Here is an 18,370-nt window from a genome sequence, read left to right on the forward strand (position 1 = left end):
GGGAGTCCGCTGTGAGTTCCACCCTCGTGCAGGAGCCGGAGGCCGCCCCCACGCGCCCCGCACGCTCCGGTCGGCACGCGAACACGACGCTCGTCGTGCTGTTCCTGTCCCTCGGCGGCCTGTCCTTCGCGCTGCTGCAGTCGCTCGTCGCCCCGGCGCTGCCCGCGATCTCCGCCGACCTGCAGGCGTCCGTCACGGACATCAGCTGGATCATGACGGCCTACCTGCTGTCCGCGTCCGTCCTCACGCCGATCCTCGCGCGGCTCGGCGACATGGCCGGCAAGCGCAAGATCATGCTCGTCGTGCTCGTGCTCCTCGCCGCGGGCACCGTCGTCGCCGGCCTCGCGACCTCGCTCCCCGTGCTCGTCGCGGGCCGCGTGCTCCAGGGCGCCGCCGGTGCGATCCTGCCGCTGTCCATCGGCATCGTCCGCGACGAGCTGCCGAAGGAGCGTGTCAGCGTCACCGTCGGCATGCTGTCCGCCATCTCCGGGATCGGCGCGGGCCTCGGCATCGTGCTCGCCGGCCCGATCGTCGACCACCTCTCGTGGGAGTGGCTGTTCTGGCTGCCGCTCGTGCTCGTCGCCGCCGCGCTCGTCGGTGTCGCGGTCGGCGTCCCCGAGTCGCCCGTCCGCACCCCCGGCCGGCTCGACCTCGTCGGCACGTTCGTCCTGTCCGTGTCGCTCGTGTCGCTCCTGCTCGCCATCAGCAAGGGCCGCGCGTGGGGCTGGGACTCCGGGCAGACGCTCGCGCTGTTCGCCGTCGGGGTCGTCGGCCTCGTCGCGTTCGTGCTCGTCGAGCTCCGCGTCCGCGAGCCCCTCATCGACATGCGGCTCCTCGCGATCCGTGGCGTCTGGCCCGCGAACGCCGTCGGCCTCACCTTCGGGTTCCTCATGTTCGGCACGTTCCTCGTGATCCCCACGCTGCTCGAGCTCCCCGCGGCCACCGGGTACGGGTTCGGGAAGTCGATCACGCAGGCCGGGCTGTTCCTGCTCCCGACGACGCTCATGCTCATCGTGTTCGGTCCCGTCGCGGGCATCCTCGCCCGCAAGTACGGGGCGAAGCTCCCGATGGTCCTCGGGGCCGTCGCCGGCACCGCCGCCTACGCGCTGCCCGCCGTCGCGCACGACCAGCTCTGGCAGATCGTCGCGTCCGGCCTGCTCAGCGGTGCCGCGATCGGCCTCGTGTTCGCCGCCATGTCGAACGCGATCATCGCCGCCGTCCCCGCCACCCACACCGGGCAGGCGACCAGCGTCAACGCGATCGTCCGGACCGTCGGCGGCTCCATCGGCACCGCCGTCGTCGCCGCCGTCATCGCGTCCGACGTCACCCCGCAGGGCATCCCCACGGACCACGCGTTCACGCTCGGGTTCGCGGTCTGCGCCGCCGTCGGTGTCCTCGCGATCGCCGCCGCGCTCGCCATGCCGAGCCGTCGCGCCCGGGCCGGCGCGTCCGACGAGGCCGGTTCCGCCGGCTCGGCCGACGACGTCGACGCCGAGCTCGACGCCCTCACCGCCGGGCACTGACCCGGCGCACGCGGGTGGCCGGGCGACCCCGGCCACCCGCGTTACGGTGACGACGGCCGAGCACAGGAGGACGACGTGGCGCAGCGACACAGCACCGACGAGCCCACCGCGGCCGTGGCACCCCCGGCACCGGACACCGCTCGCCGCCGGGACGCCGCGGCCACCCGCCGCGACCTGCTCCAGGCCGCCCGCCGCCGCTTCGCCGACCAGGGCTACGCCGCCACGACGGTCCGCCAGGTGGCCGACGACGCCGGCGTGAACGTCGCCCTCATCAGCCGGTACTTCTCCTCCAAGGAAGGCCTGTTCGAGGCCTGCCTGCACAGCGCCGCCGAGTCCTTCGCGGACACCGGCCCTGACGTGTCGGGGCTCGACGACGTGGTCGCGGTGCTGAGCGGCCAGGTGACCCGGTCGCTGTGGGGCGAGGAGCCCGGCCACGTGCTGCGCCTGCTGCTGCGGACCTCCGGCGACGAGAACGCCGAGCGCATCCGCGTCGAGGCGCTGTCCCTCATGGGTCAGCGGCTCGCCGACGTCGCCGCACGGCAGGGCACCGAGCAGCACCCCGACCTGCTGCTGCGCTCGCAGCTCGTGGTCGCGACCGCGCTCGGCATCGCGATCCTCCGCAAGACCCCCGGCGTGCACCCCCTCGGCGACGCGACCGCCGCAGAGCTCGAGGCGCCCCTGCGCGACCTCGTCACGGGCCTCTTCGAGGTCCGCCCGACGACGGCCTGACGCCTACGACGTCCGGTCCACGGCCGCGACGATCGCCGCGGCGAGCTCGACGGGCTTGGTGAGCTGCGGCCAGTGGCCGGTGGGCAGGTCGACGATCTCGTAGTCCTTCATCCGCGACAGCTCACGCACGTACGGGTGGCCTCCCGCGATGAACTGACGCAGCAGGTCGCCGGGCGTGGACGTGGCGATGACCGTGGTCGGCACGTCGTACCGGCGCTCGTCGGTGAGGTGCAGCGGGTCCGTCGAGACGCGCTCCGGCGACGGGATCGCCATCGCACGGAACCGGGCGGTGAGCGCCTCGTCGAGGTCGCGCAGCTCGGGCTCCTCGAAAGCCCCCAGGTCGGGCAGCGGGATCTCGCCGTTCTCGGCGGGCAGCTCGTCGTTGACGATCCCGCCCTCCCCCGCCGGCCCGGCGTCCACGTAGATCGCGCGCGCGACGCGGTCCGGCCGTGCGTCGGCCGCGCCTGAGACCACCGACGCGCCCCCGGAGTGCCCGACGAGCACGACCGGCCGGTCGGCGGCGTCGACCCGGGCGACGAGCGCGTCCACGTGGTCCTGCAGCGTGATGCCCGAGCGGTCCGCGTCGCGCGACTCGAGACCGGGCGGCGTCACGGCCTCGGCGACGTGCCCCGCTGCTTCGATGCCCGGGACCACCTCCGCCCACGACGCACCGTCGAGCCACAGTCCGGGCACCAGGATGATCCGCATCCCCCGACGCTAGGCCGGCCCACCCACATCCCGACCCCCGCCCGCAGGCAACGCCCGCAGGCAGGTCACCGAGAACGTCATTTCGGGGCGAGAACGTCACTTCAAAGTCCCGTTCTCACCCCGAAGTCACGTTCTCAGCCGGCGGGAGCGAGCGGTCACCCCGGCGGCGCGTTGCGGGCCAGCAGCTCCGCGCCCAGTGCCGCCAGCTCGGACCGCACCTCGGGCGGCGAGACCACCTCGACGGCCGCCCCGAACCCGGCGAGCTGCTCGGCGACGGACCGCACGGTGTGCGACGAGACGCGCACGAGCACCCGCCCGTCGTCGGCGTCGCCGAGCACGCTCGCGTGCCGCCCGAGCCGGTCCCGCAGCACGCGGACGAGCGGCCCGGCCACGGCGACGGTCGCGGAGACCCGTCCGCGCCGCGCCTCCAGCTCGTCGACGACCTGCTCCCAGACGGCCGCGACGTCGAGGCCGTCGGGCCGCGCCGCCGGCGACCCGAGCACCGTCAGCGCCCGCACACGGTCCACCCGGAACGTGCGCCGCCCGGCGGGGGTCCCGGCGACGAGGTACCAGACGTCGTCCTTGTCGACGAGGCCCCACGGGTCGACCGTCCGCTCGGTGACCCCGGCTCGCCCGTCGTAGGTGAGCGTCACCTGGCGGCGCCGGACGACGGCGTCCTGCAGCTCGTCGACCCACGGCGGCCGCGGCCGCACGGCGGCACCCCAGCCGGCGGGGTCGACGACCACGGCCCGCCCGGCGGCCTCGGCGTCGGCCCGGAACGTCTCCGGGAGCGCCCGGACGAGCTTGCGCAGCGCGGACGTCGCCGCCGCGGACCGTCCCGACGTGGGCCCGACCAGCAGGAACAGCGCCTGCGCCTCCGACGCGGTCAGCCCGGTGAGGTCGGTGCGGGCGCCGCCGACGAGCGACCAGCCCCCGCCGCGGCCGGGCTGCGGGTAGACGGGCACGCCGGCCGACGAGAGCGCCTCCAGGTCACGTCGGGCGGTCGCGACGGACACCTCGAGCTCGCGCGCGACCTCGGCGGCGGTCACCCGACCGCGCTGCTGCATGAGCAGGAGGGTGGCCACGAGCCGGTCCGCGCGCATACGTCGAGAATCCCATCAGAAGTGCTCAGAGGGTGAGCACTTCACCGCGGAGAGTGGAGACATGGACACCACGACGCACACCACGACCCACTCGTTCCGCGGCCTCACGACCGTCTCGTTCTTCGCCGACGACCTCGCGGCCGCCCGCGCCTGGTACACCGAGCTGTTCGGCATCGAGCCGTACTTCGTCCTCGACGCGTACGTCGAGTTCCGGGTCGGCGACCACGAGGACGAGCTCGGGATCGTCGACCGCCGGTTCGCCCCGGCGTCCGGCGGCCCGTCCGGCGCGATCGTCTACTGGCACGTCGACGACCTCGCCGGCACCGTCGAGCGGCTGCTCGCCCTCGGCGCCACCGTGCACGACCCGGTCCGCGAGCGCGGGCACGGCTTCACGACGGCGTCGGTCGTCGACCCGTTCGGCAACGTCCTCGGCGTGATGACGAACCCGCACTGGGTGGAGGTCGCGTCCGCCTGACGCACCTACGGCACGAGCACGAGCCGCTCGTCGGTGTCCGCGGTCCACGCGGCCGCGACCTCGGCGAGCGGCACGGCCCGTGCCCGCACCTCGATCGCGCCCGCCGTGACGGCGGCGGCGAGGTCGGGGAGCTCGGCGACGATGTCCTCGGCCGGCACGGAGCCGATGCCGCTGCCGACGATCTGCAGCCGGGCGGACCGCAGCGCGACGGACGGGACGGGCGCGGTCGGGCCGGCCATGGAGCCGATCTGCACCCACGTCAGCGGGGCCTGCCGGTCGGCGCGCGCGGTCAGGATCGCGACCATGCCGTCGGCGGCGGGCTCGCCCCACACGTAGTCGAGGACGACGTCGACGTCCGCCGCCCGGTCGAGCTGGTCGAGGGTGCAGGTCTCGTCGGCGCCGAGGGCGGCCAGGGGGGCGAGGCGGCCCGTGTCCCGTCCGGCGGCGACGACGTGCGCGGCGCCGAGCAGCTTCGCCACCTGCACGGCCATGCGTCCGGCGTTGCCCGTCGCGCCGATCACCAGGACGCGCTGCCCCGCCGTGAAGCCGATGCGGCGGCGCAGCGCGACCCAGGACGACATGCCGGGGTTCATCGCGGCGGCGATCTGGACGGGGTCGACGCCGTCCGGCAGGAGCACGCTGCGCCGGACGTCGATCACGGTGCGCTCGGCGAACGTGCCGGCGGTGGTGTCGTCGAGCACCACGTACCGGAGGCGTCCGGACGGGTCGCGGACCACGGCGTCGACGCCGGGCACCCGGGGGAACGTGCCGGTGCTGCTGTAGTGCGCGCCCGTGGCCCGGGAACGGGTCAGGTGGTGCACGGCGGCGGCGAGGACCTCGACGACGACCTCGTCGTCCCGTGCCGTGACGGGCTCGGGCTGCTCGACGTAGCCGGGGACGGCGTCGGGGGCGGACAGGACGGCAGCACGCATGATGACCTCCGGAGATGGTGTGGATTACCAACCAATCCAGAATGGTGTGGATTACCAACCAATGTCAACTAGTCTGGGCGCATGAGCTCCGAGGACCCGGTCGACGCGCTGCTCGACGCCCTCGTCCGCACCACCTTCGAGGTGACCGGCGTCCTGACCCGGCTGGCGGCGACGCACGACCTGTCCCTCACGCAGGTCCGGGTGCTCGGCATCCTGCGCGACCGGCGGGCCCGCGTGACCGACCTGGCGGCCTACCTGGGCCTGGACAAGTCGACGATGTCCGGTCTCATCGACCGCGCCGAGCGCCGCGGGCTGCTGGCCCGGGACAGGAACCCGCACGACGGGCGCGCCGTCGACGTCGTCCTCACGCCCGCCGGCCACGCACTCACCCGGACCGCCTTCCTCGACGTCCGGGACGCGCTCACGCCCACCCTCGACCGGCTCCCGGGTCCGCAGCAGGCGCAGCTCCTCGACCTGCTCGGGACCCTCCTGGGCGACGCGCCCGACGGGTCCGACGGCCCACGGCCGACCTGACGCCCGTCGCGCGCGGCCCGGTGCAGGCTCAGGCGACCGCGGCGTCGATCAGCACCTCGGCCGCGGCGCGGGCCTGCGCGGCGGCGCGCGAGTCGCCCGAGATCGCGGCGGTGCTCTGCGCGCCCTCGGCGAGGATCGCGAGCTGCGCGGCGAGCTGCTCGGACGCGCCGACGTCGGTCACGAGCGCCGCCATGTACCGCTGGAACGCGGCCTTGTGGTCGCGGACGATCCGGGCCACCTCCGGGTTCGTCCCGCCGAGCTCGCCGAACGCGTTGATGAACGCGCAGCCACGGAAGCCGTCCGTGCAGAACCACTGCTCCAGGTAGGAGTAGACGGCCAGCAGCCGCCCGCGCGGGTCGTCGCCGGCGGCCCGCACCGCGTCGGCGAGGGTGGCTTCCCACTCGTCGTGCTTGCGCGTCAGGACGGCCTCGACGATGTCGTTCTTGGACGGGAACAGCGTGTACAGCCGTCGCAACGACACGCCGGCCGCCGCGCGCACCTCGTCGACGCCGACGGCCGCGAAACCCTTCGCGTAGTACAGGCCCTCCGCCGCCGCGAGGATCCGCTCGCGCGCCTCGGTCTCGTCCATGCCCGCAGTCTACTTGACGCGAGAACGACCGTTCTCTACGGTGGGCACATCAGGCGAGAACGTTCGTTCTCGCAGGTCGCAGAGGGGAACTGACCATGGGCTACATCACCGTCGGCACCGAGAACAGCACGCCGGTCGAGCTCTACTACGAGGACCACGGGACGGGGCAGCCGGTCCTCCTCATCCACGGCTACCCGCTCGACGGGCACAGCTGGGAGCGCCAGACGCGCGAGCTGCTCGCCGACGGCTACCGCGTCCTCACCTACGACCGCCGCGGCTTCGGCCGGTCGTCGAAGGTCGGCACCGGGTACGACTACGACACGTTCGCCGCCGACCTGAACACCGTCCTCGAGACGCTCGACCTGCGCGACGTCATCCTCGTCGGCTTCTCGATGGGCACCGGCGAGCTCGCCCGCTACGTCTCCACCTACGGGCACGAGCGGGTCGCGAAGCTCGCGTTCCTCGCGTCCGTCGAGCCCTTCCTCGTCGCACGCGACGACAACCCCGAGGGCGTCCCGCAGGAGGTGTTCGACGGCATCGCCGCCGCCGCGAAGGCCGACCGCTTCGCGTGGTTCACGCAGTTCTACAAGGACTTCTACAACCTCGACGAGAACCTCGGCACCCGCATCAGCGCCGAGGCCGTCGCCGCCAGCTGGAACACCGCGATCGGCAGCGCGCCCGTCGCCGCCTACGCCGTCGTGCCGTCGTGGATCGAGGACTTCCGCGCCGACGTCGACGCCGTGCGCGCGAGCGGCAAGCCCGCCCTCATCCTGCACGGCACGAAGGACGGCATCCTCCCGATCGACGTCACCGCGCGCCGCTTCCGTCAGGCGCTGCCCGACGCGCAGTACGTCGAGGTCGAGGGCGCGCCGCACGGCCTGCTGTGGACGCACGCCGACGAGGTCAACGCCGCGCTGACGTCCTTCCTGGCCGGCTGACCGGCCGTCGACCGGCGCGAAGCGCCCGGCGGTGTGCACATGTGCGCCGCCGGGCGCTCTGCCATCGCGGCGTCAGGCGCTCTGGCGAGCGGACAGGTCGCCGCCGTGCGAGGCATCGAGCTCCTCGACGTGCACCTCGACGAACTGGCGCACGAGCTGCCGCGCGAGCGCGGACGGCGTGGTCCCCCGATGCTTCGCCAGCTCTGCGAAGACCGCCTTCTCCACGGCGGTGAGCCTCACCTGCTGGGTCGCGGACAGCCGCTCCCCCTCGGGCAGCGGGGGCCGTCCCATCGACCGCTCGACGAGGTCGCGACCGAATGCAGCGGCTGCCTCCGCGCGCAGCGCGCTCGACGAGCGCTCCGGCAGCACCATGTCCCGTTCCGCCCAGTCGGCGGCTGCCTCGTAGTCCTTGCTCACGGCTGATCCTCCATCCGGTCGAGATGCTTCTGTCGTGCGTGCATCACGTGGAACACGAACAGGTCACGTGGCGGGCTGATCTCGACCATCACCTCCAGGAGCGGCGCCCCACGGCGCCGCTGAGGACCGATGAAGAGCGTGGGCCTGATCCGCCCCGGGATCCGGGGCTCGTCGAACTCCGTCTCGACGTACACGGCGTGCTGGATCGCGTGGAGCGTGTCCTCGTGGGCGATGCCGTGCCTATCGGCGCTGCCCGCCCAGGAGATCGCCACCAGACATACGGTACGACAAGAACTCGACTTTCTGTAGTGCGGAAAGACGCCATCGCTGTCCGAGCCGGCCGGACGCGGAGGCAGGTGTCTCCTCGTCCGGAAAGAGCGCCGGCGACGCTCCCCGCGGAGGACGCGCAGCTGCTCCGCGCGTGGCTACGGTCGACGGATGACGCCCGCGCCCGCTCCGTGGACCGGACCACCGTGGGGGCGACGCGGCCGGAGCGGCTGGATCGCGGTCCCCGCCGCCTTCCTCGGCATGTTCACCGTCCTCGGCTGCGCCGGGGCGAACGCGTGGCACCCGCAGGACCGTGCGTTCGACGGGCTCGCGGTCCTGCTCCTGCTGCTCGCGCCCGCGGCGCTCGTGCTCGTCGTCCGGCGTGGCGCACGGGCCGTCGTCGGGGCGTGCCTCGCCGTCGCGGGGCCGGTGACGTACCTGGCGCTGGGGTACGAGCCCGGGCCGGCCGTCGTCCCGCTCTGCTTCGTCGTCGTCGCCCTCGGGGCCACGCGGCGGCGCGCGCTCGCCTGGGCCGCGGGGACGGCGGGCGCGCTCGCGGTCGGGGTGCTGGCGGTCCGGCCCGACGGGCCCTCGCCGGTCTACGCGACGCTCACCGTCACCGGACTCCTGATCGCGATGCTCCTCGGCGAGGGCGCGCGGGGCCGTGGCGAGCGGATGCAGGCGCTGCGGGCCGCCCGCGTCTCACGTGAGGAGTCGGCCGTCGCGGCGGAGCGGCTGCGGATCGCGCGCGAGCTGCACGACGTGCTCGCGCACTCCCTGTCGGGCATCACGGTGCAGGCGGGGGTCGGGCTGCACCTGATGGACCGGGAGCCGGAGGCGGCCCGGCGCGCGCTGGTCGAGATCCGCGACGCGAGCCGTGACGCGCTCGACGAGGTCCGGGACGTGCTCGGCGTGCTGCGGGCCGACGGGGAGGCGCCGCGGAGCCCGGGCAGCGGCCTGTCGAGCCTCGTCGACCGGGCGCGGGCCGACGGGCTCGTCGTCGACGCCGAGGGACTCGACGCCGTCGTGCCGGCCGCCGCCGCACCCGTCGTCCACCGGGTGCTGCAGGAGGCGCTCACCAACGTCCGGCGTCACGCCCCGGGTGCGACCGTGCAGGTCAGGCTCACGGTCGGCGAGACGGTCGTCCTCGAGGTGCGCGACGACGGGCCGCCGGTCGACGAGCTCGTCGAGGGGTTCGGCCTGCGAGGGATGCGTGAGCGGGCGCAGTCCGTGGGCGGCGCCCTGACCGTGGACCACCGGGCCGAGTTCCTGGTCCGGCTCGAGATCCCGGGGGCGGCGCGATGATCCGCGTGCTGCTCGCCGACGACCAGGCGCTGGTCCGGGGCGGGTTCCGGGCGCTCGTCGACGCGGAGCCCGACATGACCGTCGTCGGCGAGGCGGCGACCGGGGACGACGCGGTCCGGCTCGCGCTCGACCTGCTGCCCGACGTCGTCCTCATGGACATCCGCATGCCCGGCACCGACGGGCTGGCCGCGACCCGGCGGATCGTCGAGGAGCCCCGCGCGCACGGCGTCCGCGTGGTCGTCGTGACGACGTTCGAGCTCGACGAGTACGTGGCCGAGGCGATCCGCGGCGGCGCGTCGGGGTTCCTCGTCAAGGACACCGAGCCCACCGACCTCCTGCGGGCCGTGCGGGTCGTCGCGGCCGGTGACGCGCTCCTGTCCCCCACGGTCACGCGCCGGCTGCTCGCGACCGTCGCGCGCGCGACCCGGGAGGTGCCCGAGCCGTCGGCGCTCGCGGACCTGACGGCACGCGAGCGGGAGGTCCTGGTGCTCGTCGCCGAAGGGCTCTCGAACGACGAGATCGGGGAACGGCTGTTCCTCAGCCCGCTCACCGTGAAGACCCACGTGCTGCGGGCGGCGACGAAGCTCGGCGCGCGCGACCGGGCGCAGCTGGTGGTCGTCGCGTACGAGTCGGGTCTGGTCCGCCCCGGCTGGGCGGGCTGAGGCGCTCCGGACGGAGCGGGCAGGACGGTCCGCACGGACGACGACCGCGAGGCCGGCCACGGGAGACGGTGGTGGTGCGGTCGACAGCCGGCCGCCACCCGCACCTGGAGGTCGTCATGCTCACCACGCTCGCGTCCCACCCCGTCGGCTGGGGCTGGGGTTGGGGTCCCGGACCCTGGTTCCTGCTCTTCCCCCTGTTCTGGTTCGGCCTGATCGTGCTGTTCTTCACGCTCATGAGCCGGCGTCGTCGACACTGGGGCGGCTGGGACGGCGACGGCCGCGGGACCAGCGGTGCGCGCTCCGTGCTCGCCGAGCGGTACGCGCGCGGCGAGATCGACGAGTCCGAGTACCGCGCCCGGCTCGAGGTCCTGCTCGCGTCGGAGGCGCCACGGTCCTGACGACGAGGGAGCGGACTCGTCACCGTCGCGGCCGGACCTCCAGCCCGACCGTCACCACGTCGCCGACGTCCAGGCCCTCGGCGGCCCGCACCTCGTCCTTGATCGGGACGACGTACAGGCCGTCCTTCGGGAACAGGGACGTCTCCCACGTGGTGCCGCCGATCTGCGCGACGACGGGGATCATCCCCCACCCGTACGTCACGTCGCGGGCGACGTCGTGGATGTCGTCGCTCTGCGGCTCCGGCACGGTGACGTAGTGGTACGGCGCAGGCCCGCGCCAGTACCAGATCTCGCCGCGCACCAGCAGGTCCATGCCGGCCAGGGTCCCGCATCGCCTCCGTCGTCGACCAGCGGCAGACTCGGCGGGTGCCCGAGCGTCGTGAGCGGCTGGCCGAGTACCGCGCGAAGCGCGACCTCGCGCGCACGCCCGAGCCCGTGCCCGCGGCCGACCAGGTGCTGCCGACCGGGGACGGCAGCACGTTCGTCGTCCAGGAGCACCACGCCCGCGCGCTGCACTGGGACGTCCGTCTGGAGCGCGACGGCGTGCTCGTCTCGTGGGCCGTCCCGAAGGGCCTCCCGCAGGACCCCGGCACCAACCACCTGGCCGTGCACACCGAGGACCACCCGCTGGAGTACGCGACGTTCGAGGGCCGGATCGGGGCCGGGGAGTACGGCGGCGGGCAGGTGACGATCTGGGACCGCGGCACGTACGAGACGCTGAAGTGGGAGGACCGCGAGGTGCAGGTCGTGCTGCACGGCGAGCGCGTCGAGGGCCGGTACGTGTTCTTCGCGACGAGCACGAAGGGCAGGCCCGACGACGGCCGGAGCTGGATGGTGCACCGCATGGACCCGCCGGCGCGCGACGACTGGACCCCGCTGCCCGACCTGGTGCGCCCGATGCTCGCCACCCCGGGCGAGCTGCCCGAGGACGACGACGGGTGGGCGTTCGAGATGAAGTGGGACGGCGTGCGGGCCGTCGCGTACGTGGACGGCGGGCGGGTGCGGCTGATGTCGCGCAACGACCTGGACGTCACCCGGTCGTACCCGGAGATCGCCGGGCTCGGCGAGCAGCTCGGGTCGGTGCAGGCGGTGCTGGACGGCGAGCTCGTCACGTTCGACGAGCGAGGCGCGCCGCACTTCGGGCGGCTGCAGCAGCGGATGCACGTGCAGGACCCGGCGGCGGCCCGGCGGCTCGCGAAGACGGTCCCCGTCGTCTACCTGGTGTTCGACGTGCTGCACCTCGACGGCCGTCCGACCGTGGACCTGCCGTACGACGAGCGCCGGGCGCTGCTCGACGGCCTGGGGCTCGCGGGCCGGTCGTGGCAGACGCCGCCGTCGTTCGACGGACCGGGCGCCGACGTGCTCGCGGCGAGCCGGGAGAACGGCCTGGAGGGTGTCGTCGCGAAGCGCCGCACCGGTCGCTACCGCCCGGGGAGCCGGTCGCCGGACTGGCGCAAGGTGAAGCACGTCCGGATGCAGGAGGTCGTGGTCGTCGGGTGGCGGCCCGGCAAGGGCGCCCGCGCAGAGACCCTCGGGGCGCTGGTGCTGGGCGTGCACGACGGCGGCGGGGTCCTGCGGCCGGCGGGGTCGGTCGGCACCGGTTTCACCCGACGGATGCTCGACGAGCTGCTCGCCCGGCTCCGTCCGCTCGAGGTGGCCGGGTCGCCGTTCGAGGAGCGGCTGCCGGGCGCCGAGACGCGCGACGTGCACTGGGTCCGGCCGCAGGTCGTGGGCGAGGTGGCCTTCGCGGAGTGGACGTCGGACGGCCGGCTCCGGCACCCGTCGTGGCGGGGGCTGCGGCCCGACAAGGCCGTCACGGACGTCGTCCGGGAGAGCTGAGCGGCACCTGGACGCCCGTTCAAAAACGATTCAAAACGGGTCCGACCTCTCAGCACGCCGATCACGGTGCCGAACGGACGGGTGCGCACACGGAGGCGCCCGAGCACCGACGAGAGGCGACCCATGGCCCGCAAGACGACTTCGCGACGCACGACGGGCTGGTTCGCCCGCCGCGGCCTGCAGGCGAAGATCCTGCTCACCTTCGCCGTCGCGGGCGCCGTCGCCCTGGCGTCCGCCGGGTTCGCCGCCACCGTGCTGCTCGGCGCGAAGGCCGACATGGCCACCATCGCCGCAGGTCAGCGGGACATCGTCGACGTCCGTGGCCTCGTCCACCAGGACCAGATCAAGGCGCGCATGATCGTCGCCCAGATCGCCGCGTCCGTCGACGCGAAGAGCAAGGCCGACTGGCAGGCGCGGCTCGTCGACAACGACGCCGAGCTCCAGGCGGGGATCGACGCGTACGGCACCACCGCCGCCGGCTCCGACCCGCGGTGGAAGCAGTTCCTCGCGGACTACGAGGCGTTCCTGACGATCCGCGACGGGCAGCTGGTCCCCGCCGCGACGAAGGGCGACCTCCTCGCCTACGGCCGGATCCGCGACAACGCCGCGCAGCCCGCGATCGAGACGTACGTCGCCGACCTCGACGCGGTCGCCGAGCAGAACACCGCGCTCGTCGCCGACGTCGCCGCGCAGTCCCAGCGCCAGGCGGGCACTGCCGTGATCGTGCTCGTCGGCAGCCTCGTCGTCGCGCTCGGGCTCGCGCTGGCGCTCACCTACCGCGTGACCCGCGGGATCCGCCGGTCCGTCGACGAGGTCAGGAACGCGCTGCAGGCCATGGCCCGCGGCGACTTCACCGTGACCGCGCAGGTCCGCTCGGGCGACGAGGTCGGCCAGACCGCCGAGGCGCTCGCCGTCGCGCAGGCGGCGGTCCGCGAGACCCTCGCAGGCGTCGTCGAGACGTCCCAGACCGTCGCCGCCGCCGCCGAGCAGCTCTCCGCGGCCTCCCAGCAGGTCGGCTCCGCCCAGGACGAGACCAGCGCGCAGGCCGGGGTCGTCGCCGCCGCCGCCGAGCAGGTCTCCCGCAACGTCCAGTCCGTCTCCCTCGGCTCCGAGGAGATGGGGTCCGCCATCCGCGAGGTCGCGCAGAGCGCGTCGGAGGCCGCCAAGGTCGCCGGCCGCGCCACGCAGATGGCCGTCGTGACCAACGAGCGGGTGCAGCGCCTCGGGCTGTCCAGCCAGGAGATCGGCAACGTCGTCAAGGTCATCACGTCCATCGCGGAGCAGACGAACCTGCTGGCCCTCAACGCGACGATCGAGGCGGCCCGCGCCGGGGAGGCCGGCAAGGGCTTCGCGGTCGTCGCCGGCGAGGTCAAGGAGCTCGCGTCCGAGACGGCCCGTGCCACCGAGGACATCGCCCGCCGGGTCGAGGCCATCCAGGCCGACACCACCGGCGCCGTCGACGCCATCGCGGAGATCTCGGCGATCATCGACTCGATCAACGACTTCCAGATGAGCATCGCGTCGGCCATCGAGGAGCAGACGGCCACCACCAACGAGATGTCCCGCGGAGTCGCGCAGGCCGCCGCCGGGTCCGGCGACATCGCGGACAACATCACGGGAGTCGCCACCGCGGCGGCCGTGGGTGCGAGTGCGCTGAACGAGATGGGGGCGTCGGTGGCGGAGCTCGCCAAGCTCGCCGCCGACCTGCGCGGCCGCGTGGAGACGTTCACGTACTGACGCGGCTCTCCCGCTGTGGCACTTCCGGACGGGTTCCGTCCGGAACGGTGCCTACCGTGGCGGTCGTCGGGAACGACGGACGAGGCCGGGGAGTGCACGCATGCGGGTCGACGCAGGACGGACGAGTGGTCGCCGAACGGCCCGACGCGGGCTGGTGATCGGCATCCTCGGTCTGGCGTCGTCGCTGGTCGCAGCCTGTTCGACCGGCGGCGACGCGGCGGGTCCGGCGGCGACCCGGGCGGTGCCCGTGACGTCCGCGGCAGCGGTCGAGCGCCCGGCGTGCGCCGCGGACGCCGGCGGTGAGCTCGTCACGGCCACGACCAGCACGGGCGACCCCGTCGGCATCCTCGTGATCGGCGCGGGCACCGGAGGTGTGGTGCTCGGACCGCACGACGACGGCGACATCTGCCAGTGGCTCCCGTACGCCACGCGCCTGGCGGCGCGGTACCGGGTCGCGCTGTACGACTGGGCGGACCCGAGGACCGACCTGCCGGCGCTCGCGGCCGCCGCGCTGCGCGACGCCGGTGCGCAGAAGGTCGTGCTCGGGGGCGCGTCGTACGGAGGCGCCGTCGCGCTGTCGGAGGCGTACCGGGTCCAGCCGGCGCCGTCCGGCGTGCTGACGCTGGGCGGCGAGATCACGCTGCCCGGCCTGGACGGCACCGCGGGGATCGCGCAGTGGACGGGTCCGCTGCTGCAGCTCGGCAGCACGGACGACGACTTCTTCGACAGCGACGACGCCGAGCAGCTCCGGTTGCTGCACCCGGGCGACGAGACGATCGTGATGTTCCCGGGGACGGCGCACGGCCTCGAGCTCCTGAGGGGGCACGACCGTGACGCCGCGTGGGACGCGATCGACCAGTTCCTCGCCGGCGTGCTCGGCTGATCCGCCGCGAGCGCGCACCGGGCGAGCGTGTCCGTCGTGGTGCTCCGCGTCCCGGTGCCGCCAGACTCCTCCCGTGCCCCGACCGCTGAGCGCCGCCGCCGAGCGGACCGTCCTCGACCTCTGGGCGGCCCGCCTCCGGGTTCCTCGGACCACGTTCGACGCCCCTGGCACCACCTTCGTCGAACGCCCGGCTGACTTCCCCGCGGTCGTGGTCGTGGAGCTCGGCGGAGCGGTCGTCGTCACCGGGCCGGGTCCCGCGCTCGCCGACCTCCGGCCGCTGCCCGACGGTGCGCTGCTCGACGGCTCCGCGCTGCTGCGAGCCCTCGCCGCACGCTCCCCGCACCTCGTCGGTCGCGCCCGGCTCGCCTACGCCGACGCCTCCTCGTTCGTCGAGCCGCACCTCGCACCCGGCCTGGCGGTCCGCCCCGCGCTCGGCCCCGACCTGGAGGACGTCCTCTCCCGCCTCACGCCCGAGGAGCGCGAGGAGTCCGGCCTCGACGACGCGACCGACGCCCAGGTGCTCACGGACGCCACCGGCCGACCCGCGGCGGCGTGCGGGTACGAGGTCTGGGACGACGTGATGGCGCACGTCGGCGTCGCCGTCGCGGCCGACCGCCGAGGTCAGGGGCTCGCCACGACGGTGGCAGCAGCCGTCACCCGGCAGGCGACGACCGCCGGTCTGGTCGCCCAGTGGCGCGCCCGCCCCGAGAACGTGGCTTCCGTCCGGGTCGCCGACCGACTGGGCTACGTCCGGCTCGGCACGCAGGTCGCGGTGAACCTGGGCGGCTGACCGCTCGCCTCCGGGCAGCCGCCGTCCCGCGGCGGCCGGCTCGTCGTCACGGCACCACCTCGCGGATGCTCTCATACACCGCCTTCATCGGGAGGAACAGGGTCTGCTCGTCGATGGGCGACGCGGCGAACCCGTGCCGCCGGTAGAACGAGGCGGCAGCGTCGTCGATCGCGTGCACCAGGACGGCCCGGACACCGACGACGTCGGCCGCGACCGCGATCCGTCTGATCGCGTCCTGCAGGAGGGACGCACCGAGGCCGGCTCCCTGGTGACGGTCGTCGACGGCGAGGCGGCCCAGGAGGATCACCGGGATCGGGTCGGGCATGTTCCGACGGACCGGTCCGGGCGCGTCGGACAGCTCGACGGACGACGAGGCGAGGCTGTAGTAGCCGACGACCGGCCCGTCGACGCCGTCGAGCGTGACGAACGTCCGAGACCCACCTGCGGCCTCGTTCTTCAGCGCCCGGTCGTGGAACCAGCCGTCGAGCGCTCCGACACCGCACCGGAACGCCGAGCGGTCGTGGTGCGCCAGCAGAGGAGCGGGTCGCGTGTACCTCGTCACTCGTCGAACACGGACTTGTGCTGCAGCAGCTCCACGAGGGCGGGGACCGGCCGCGCCGGAGCGTCGAGCGCGGCCACGAACTGCTCCCATGCCGCCTCGCCGACCGCGAACGTCCGACGGTCCGACAGGACCTCCTCGGCGCGTTCGGTGAGCACCTGGACGCTGAAATCGGTCGTGTTCCGGCCGAGGACCTCGGCGGCACGGTCGATCGTGCGCTTCTGGTGCCTGGTGACGCGCAGCGCGATCCGCTCGTCCTTCGGTGCCGCTCGCATGGGATCAGACTGTACGCCTGAGAGGCACACGAGGTCGAGGGGGCGCCCTCCGCTCCGGGAGTCACCGTGCCCGCGTCCGTCGGGCGAACGTCTCGAGGCTCAGCGCGTCCACCATCAGCCCCGCGTCCTGCCGCACCCACCGCGCCCCGGTGGCCCGCCGCTCGTCGGGCTTCGCGTACCGGTAGCGGTAGAGCCGCGCCCGCACCCACCGGGGCCGCTCGCCGCCGAACGGGTCGGACGCGAGCAGCCGCAGCGTCGGCGGGTCGGCCTCCAGGAGCCGCAGCAGGAACGGCAGGAACCAGCGCATCTGGATCGACGAGCCGAGCGCGAGGAACCACATCAGCCAGTCCAGGCGCAGGTGGTACGGCGCGAACTGCCGGGGCAGGCGGAGCACGTCGCCGGGCTTCCCGCGGAACCCGTACTCCTCCCACGCCGCGTCCAGGCTCGGCTCGGGGTCGAGGGTGCCCTCGACGACCACCTCGGTCCGCCTGCGCCCGATGGTGCCGAAGGCCCCGTACGCGTTGACGAGGTGCCACACGTTGAACGACGCGTTCATGAGCTGGTGCCGCGAGAAGAGGTTGCGCAGCGGCCACCAGCTCAGCACCACGCACAGCGCGGACACGGCGAGCACGACGGCGACGAACCACCCGGGCGAGGCGCCGGCCGGCCCGCCGGCGTGGACGCCGAGGACCGTCGACCACACCCGGTCGTCGACCGCGGAGAACGCGAGCACGATCGTCAGCCAGTTCAGCCAGGCGAAGTTCCCCGACAGGACGAGCCAGAGCTGGGTGGCGATCATCAGCCCCGCCGCGACGGCCTGGACGGGCCCGGGGACCAGCAGGAACAGCGGGACGACGAGCTGCACCACGTGGTTCGACGCGACCTCGACCCGGTGCATCGGCCGCGGCAGCAGGTGGAAGAGGCGGCTCAGCGGGCCGGGCATCGGCTGCGTCTCGTGGTGGTAGTAGAGGGCCGTGAGGTCCCGCCACGCCGGGTCCCCGCGCCACTTGATGAGGCCCGCCCCGAGCTCGACGCGCAGCACCAGCCACCACAGCAGCACGAGCACGGTGACCGGCGGCGCGACGTCGTCGGACCCGAGGAACGCCGCGAGGAACCCGGCCTCGAGCAGCAGCGACTCCCACCCGAACCCGTAGAACGTCTGCCCGACGTTCACCACCGACAGGTACAGCCCCCACAGCAGCAGGAACGCGGCCATCGGCACCCACGGCGCCGCCCGCTGCGGCAGCCCCGCGACGAGCGCGAGCCCGACGACGACCCCCACCCACCCGACGGCCACGACCAGCCCGTCGGAGTACCGCCACTGGAACAGGCTCGGCGCCCGCCGCCACGGCACGCGCGCGACGAACGCCGGCACCGGAAGCAGCCCGTGGGACCCGAGCAGCGGCCGGAACTGCCGCAGGACGACGACGAACCCGACGACGAACACGGCCGCGACCCCGCGCTGCACCACGGCACGCGCCACCGTGTACCGCTCGGCGTCGAACCACTCCACCGCGACCACCACCTGCACCCCGACCCGACCAGCGTCCCGGACCCCCCGCCGCCCCGCGAGCCCACCCGTGCCGCCCCACCCCACCGCCGCCCGCCAGACACCCGCCCGCCCGGCCCGTCACGTGGCGGCGCAGGTGGGGAAACTCCCTGTCGGAGCCGGCGTCTTTACCGGTAACGTCTCGCGCGGCCGGACGG

General features: G+C 74.1%; 22 protein-coding genes. 12 read left to right on the top strand and 10 right to left on the bottom strand.

The window, feature by feature from the left end:
- Positions 1-11: 11 nt before the first annotated feature.
- Both Cch01nite_RS13980 and Cch01nite_RS13985 read left to right on the top strand, forming a co-directional pair.
- Entirely contained in the window at positions 12-1,523 is a 1,512-nt protein-coding gene (locus Cch01nite_RS13980) for an MFS transporter (protein WP_239070540.1), read from the top strand.
- Between the two features lie 75 nt (positions 1,524-1,598).
- Positions 1,599-2,252, top strand: coding sequence for a TetR/AcrR family transcriptional regulator (locus tag Cch01nite_RS13985; RefSeq protein ID WP_203755953.1), 654 nt, complete (start codon positions 1,599-1,601; stop codon positions 2,250-2,252).
- Positions 2,253-2,255: 3 nt separating this feature from the next.
- Here the strand turns inward: Cch01nite_RS13985 and Cch01nite_RS13990 are convergent, their stop codons facing one another.
- Both Cch01nite_RS13990 and Cch01nite_RS13995 read right to left on the bottom strand, forming a co-directional pair.
- Entirely contained in the window at positions 2,256-2,960 is a 705-nt protein-coding gene (locus tag Cch01nite_RS13990) for an alpha/beta fold hydrolase (RefSeq protein WP_203755955.1), read from the bottom strand.
- A gap of 155 nt (positions 2,961-3,115) precedes the next feature.
- Entirely contained in the window at positions 3,116-4,063 is a 948-nt protein-coding gene (locus tag Cch01nite_RS13995; protein WP_203755957.1) for a helix-turn-helix transcriptional regulator, read from the bottom strand.
- 61 nt (positions 4,064-4,124) lie between these two features.
- Between Cch01nite_RS13995 and Cch01nite_RS14000 the strand changes: the two genes are divergently transcribed.
- Positions 4,125-4,538: a VOC family protein gene (locus Cch01nite_RS14000; RefSeq protein WP_203755966.1), complete on the top strand. Its 414-nt coding sequence runs from the start codon at positions 4,125-4,127 to the stop codon at positions 4,536-4,538.
- A 5-nt stretch (positions 4,539-4,543) separates the two neighbouring features.
- Here Cch01nite_RS14000 and Cch01nite_RS14005 read toward each other — a convergent pair whose 3' ends face one another.
- Positions 4,544-5,470, bottom strand: a complete 927-nt coding sequence (locus Cch01nite_RS14005; protein ID WP_203755968.1) for a quinone oxidoreductase family protein — start codon at positions 5,468-5,470, stop codon at positions 4,544-4,546.
- An 81-nt stretch (positions 5,471-5,551) separates the two neighbouring features.
- Between Cch01nite_RS14005 and Cch01nite_RS14010 the strand changes: the two genes are divergently transcribed.
- Entirely contained in the window at positions 5,552-6,004 is a 453-nt protein-coding gene (locus Cch01nite_RS14010) for a MarR family winged helix-turn-helix transcriptional regulator (RefSeq protein WP_203755977.1), read from the top strand.
- Between the two features lie 28 nt (positions 6,005-6,032).
- On the opposite strand, the gene Cch01nite_RS14015 is transcribed toward Cch01nite_RS14010, so the two are convergent.
- Positions 6,033-6,593, bottom strand: coding sequence for a TetR/AcrR family transcriptional regulator (locus Cch01nite_RS14015; protein WP_203755979.1), 561 nt, complete (start codon positions 6,591-6,593; stop codon positions 6,033-6,035).
- 95 nt (positions 6,594-6,688) lie between these two features.
- Here Cch01nite_RS14015 and Cch01nite_RS14020 point away from each other — a divergent pair, with 95 nt between their 5' ends.
- Positions 6,689-7,531, top strand: a complete 843-nt coding sequence (locus Cch01nite_RS14020) for an alpha/beta fold hydrolase (RefSeq protein WP_203755981.1) — start codon at positions 6,689-6,691, stop codon at positions 7,529-7,531.
- A 72-nt stretch (positions 7,532-7,603) separates the two neighbouring features.
- On the opposite strand, the gene Cch01nite_RS14025 is transcribed toward Cch01nite_RS14020, so the two are convergent.
- Positions 7,604-7,948 carry a hypothetical protein gene (locus Cch01nite_RS14025; protein ID WP_203755984.1) on the bottom strand — a complete coding sequence of 115 codons (345 nt, stop codon included), beginning with the start codon at positions 7,946-7,948 and terminating at the stop codon, positions 7,604-7,606.
- On the bottom strand, positions 7,945-8,220 hold the full coding sequence (locus Cch01nite_RS14030; RefSeq protein WP_203755997.1) for a hypothetical protein: 276 nt from the start codon (positions 8,218-8,220) through the stop codon (positions 7,945-7,947). Before Cch01nite_RS14030 ends, Cch01nite_RS14025 begins: the two co-directional genes overlap by 4 nt.
- Before the next feature lie 166 nt (positions 8,221-8,386).
- Between Cch01nite_RS14030 and Cch01nite_RS14035 the strand changes: the two genes are divergently transcribed.
- From Cch01nite_RS14035 to Cch01nite_RS14045, 3 genes are all read left to right on the top strand, one after another.
- Positions 8,387-9,520: a sensor histidine kinase gene (locus Cch01nite_RS14035; protein WP_203756000.1), complete on the top strand. Its 1,134-nt coding sequence runs from the start codon at positions 8,387-8,389 to the stop codon at positions 9,518-9,520.
- Positions 9,517-10,182 (top strand): response regulator, encoded by a 666-nt coding sequence (locus tag Cch01nite_RS14040; protein WP_203756002.1) that lies wholly within the window; start codon positions 9,517-9,519, stop codon positions 10,180-10,182. The genes Cch01nite_RS14035 and Cch01nite_RS14040 overlap by 4 nt, the downstream gene beginning before the upstream one ends.
- A 71-nt stretch (positions 10,183-10,253) precedes the next feature.
- Complete coding sequence (locus Cch01nite_RS14045; protein ID WP_239070543.1) at positions 10,254-10,580, top strand: SHOCT domain-containing protein; 327 nt, start codon at positions 10,254-10,256, stop codon at positions 10,578-10,580.
- A gap of 19 nt (positions 10,581-10,599) precedes the next feature.
- On the opposite strand, the gene Cch01nite_RS14050 is transcribed toward Cch01nite_RS14045, so the two are convergent.
- On the bottom strand, positions 10,600-10,893 hold the full coding sequence (locus tag Cch01nite_RS14050; RefSeq protein ID WP_203756004.1) for a DUF1905 domain-containing protein: 294 nt from the start codon (positions 10,891-10,893) through the stop codon (positions 10,600-10,602).
- Positions 10,894-10,946: 53 nt separating this feature from the next.
- Between Cch01nite_RS14050 and ligD the strand changes: the two genes are divergently transcribed.
- From ligD to Cch01nite_RS14070, 4 genes are all read left to right on the top strand, one after another.
- Positions 10,947-12,419, top strand: coding sequence for a non-homologous end-joining DNA ligase (gene ligD, locus Cch01nite_RS14055; protein WP_203756006.1), 1,473 nt, complete (start codon positions 10,947-10,949; stop codon positions 12,417-12,419).
- Positions 12,420-12,542: 123 nt separating this feature from the next.
- On the top strand, positions 12,543-14,156 hold the full coding sequence (locus tag Cch01nite_RS14060; protein WP_203756008.1) for a methyl-accepting chemotaxis protein: 1,614 nt from the start codon (positions 12,543-12,545) through the stop codon (positions 14,154-14,156).
- A gap of 154 nt (positions 14,157-14,310) precedes the next feature.
- On the top strand, positions 14,311-15,039 hold the full coding sequence (locus Cch01nite_RS14065) for an alpha/beta fold hydrolase (RefSeq protein WP_203756010.1): 729 nt from the start codon (positions 14,311-14,313) through the stop codon (positions 15,037-15,039).
- Between the two features lie 73 nt (positions 15,040-15,112).
- Positions 15,113-15,829 (top strand): GNAT family N-acetyltransferase, encoded by a 717-nt coding sequence (locus Cch01nite_RS14070; protein ID WP_203756011.1) that lies wholly within the window; start codon positions 15,113-15,115, stop codon positions 15,827-15,829.
- A 46-nt stretch (positions 15,830-15,875) separates the two neighbouring features.
- Here the strand turns inward: Cch01nite_RS14070 and Cch01nite_RS14075 are convergent, their stop codons facing one another.
- The 3 genes from Cch01nite_RS14075 to Cch01nite_RS14085 all read right to left on the bottom strand — a co-directional run bounded on the left by Cch01nite_RS14075 (position 15,876) and on the right by Cch01nite_RS14085 (position 18,176).
- Positions 15,876-16,391: a GNAT family N-acetyltransferase gene (locus tag Cch01nite_RS14075; protein WP_239070546.1), complete on the bottom strand. Its 516-nt coding sequence runs from the start codon at positions 16,389-16,391 to the stop codon at positions 15,876-15,878.
- Positions 16,388-16,663 carry a type II toxin-antitoxin system TacA family antitoxin gene (locus Cch01nite_RS14080; RefSeq protein ID WP_203756038.1) on the bottom strand — a complete coding sequence of 92 codons (276 nt, stop codon included), beginning with the start codon at positions 16,661-16,663 and terminating at the stop codon, positions 16,388-16,390. Before Cch01nite_RS14080 ends, Cch01nite_RS14075 begins: the two co-directional genes overlap by 4 nt.
- Positions 16,664-16,724: 61 nt before the next feature.
- Positions 16,725-18,176, bottom strand: a complete 1,452-nt coding sequence (locus tag Cch01nite_RS14085) for a lipase maturation factor family protein (RefSeq protein ID WP_373309938.1) — start codon at positions 18,174-18,176, stop codon at positions 16,725-16,727.
- Positions 18,177-18,370: the final 194 nt, after the last annotated feature.

The sequence above is a fragment of the Cellulomonas chitinilytica genome (assembly GCF_016862675.1).
GTDB lineage: Bacteria > Actinomycetota > Actinomycetes > Actinomycetales > Cellulomonadaceae > Cellulomonas > Cellulomonas chitinilytica.

Bases quoted from the DNA above. Each gene is read 5' to 3' on its own strand.
- Cch01nite_RS13990 (WP_203755955.1), bottom strand. From the start codon at position 2,960: ATGCGGATCATCCTGGTGCCCGGACTGTGGCTCGACGGTGCGTCGTGG.
- Cch01nite_RS13995 (WP_203755957.1), bottom strand. From the start codon at position 4,063: ATGCGCGCGGACCGGCTCGTGGCCACCCTCCTGCTCATGCAGCAGCGC.
- Cch01nite_RS14000 (WP_203755966.1), top strand. From the start codon at position 4,125: ATGGACACCACGACGCACACCACGACCCACTCGTTCCGCGGCCTCACG.
- Cch01nite_RS14005 (WP_203755968.1), bottom strand. From the start codon at position 5,470: ATGCGTGCTGCCGTCCTGTCCGCCCCCGACGCCGTCCCCGGCTACGTC.
- Cch01nite_RS14010 (WP_203755977.1), top strand. From the start codon at position 5,552: ATGAGCTCCGAGGACCCGGTCGACGCGCTGCTCGACGCCCTCGTCCGC.
- Cch01nite_RS14015 (WP_203755979.1), bottom strand. From the start codon at position 6,593: ATGGACGAGACCGAGGCGCGCGAGCGGATCCTCGCGGCGGCGGAGGGC.
- Cch01nite_RS14020 (WP_203755981.1), top strand. From the start codon at position 6,689: ATGGGCTACATCACCGTCGGCACCGAGAACAGCACGCCGGTCGAGCTC.
- Cch01nite_RS14035 (WP_203756000.1), top strand. From the start codon at position 8,387: ATGACGCCCGCGCCCGCTCCGTGGACCGGACCACCGTGGGGGCGACGC.
- Cch01nite_RS14040 (WP_203756002.1), top strand. From the start codon at position 9,517: ATGATCCGCGTGCTGCTCGCCGACGACCAGGCGCTGGTCCGGGGCGGG.
- Cch01nite_RS14050 (WP_203756004.1), bottom strand. From the start codon at position 10,893: ATGGACCTGCTGGTGCGCGGCGAGATCTGGTACTGGCGCGGGCCTGCG.
- Cch01nite_RS14060 (WP_203756008.1), top strand. From the start codon at position 12,543: ATGGCCCGCAAGACGACTTCGCGACGCACGACGGGCTGGTTCGCCCGC.
- Cch01nite_RS14080 (WP_203756038.1), bottom strand. From the start codon at position 16,663: ATGCGAGCGGCACCGAAGGACGAGCGGATCGCGCTGCGCGTCACCAGG.